1 protein-coding gene is annotated in these 667 nt (G+C 62.1%); it reads left to right on the top strand.

From position 1 onward, the window contains the following. The coding region (locus G4L39_RS13850) for a PA14 domain-containing protein (RefSeq protein WP_205881034.1) at positions 1 to 667 on the top strand (667 nt) is incomplete at both ends.

Below are 667 nucleotides of genomic sequence, written 5' to 3'. Positions count from 1 at the left end.
ATCGGTGACCCAATGGGAGGGGTTGGATGTGACGTTCCGGGTGGTGGTGAACACGGATTCGGAGTTGACGCCGACGTATCAGTGGCAGCGCAACGGGGTGGATTTGCCGGGTCGGGCCTCGCCGACGTTGAGTTTTGTGGCGACGATGGCGGACAACGGGGCGAGGTACCGGTGCGTGGTGAGGATTCCGGGCACGGCCCTGACGGTGACCAGTGAGGAAGCCACGCTGACGGTCCAACAGTCGGTGTTTGTGCCGGGCATTGTCCGGCGGGAGGTTTGGGGTCCGAATCGGCCCAGCGTCACGCGGGTCATGGTTGAACAGGGTACGGCAGGTCCTCCGGATTTTGTGGAGTTCATCACGGCGATGGATGTGACGGATTGGGCGGACAACTACGTGCAACGGTTGAGCACGTGGTTTGTGCCGCCGACGACGGGTCGGTATGTGTTCTATCTTTCGTCGGATGACGACAGCGACCTGTTCCTGAGCACGGACGAGAACGAGGCGAACAAGCGCCTGATTGCGCAGCAGACGTCGTGGAACGGGACGCGCGCCTGGCAATCGGGCAACAACGTGTCGCAACGGAACTCGAGCACGTACGTGGCGCCGGATGGGTCCATGCCGGGTGCCAATGGCTATCAATTGACGGCCGGTCAGCGCTACTACATC

Source organism: Limisphaera ngatamarikiensis, from assembly GCF_011044775.1.
Lineage (GTDB): Bacteria > Verrucomicrobiota > Verrucomicrobiia > Limisphaerales > Limisphaeraceae > Limisphaera > Limisphaera ngatamarikiensis.
This window is presented reverse-complemented; position numbering and strand designations above follow the sequence as displayed.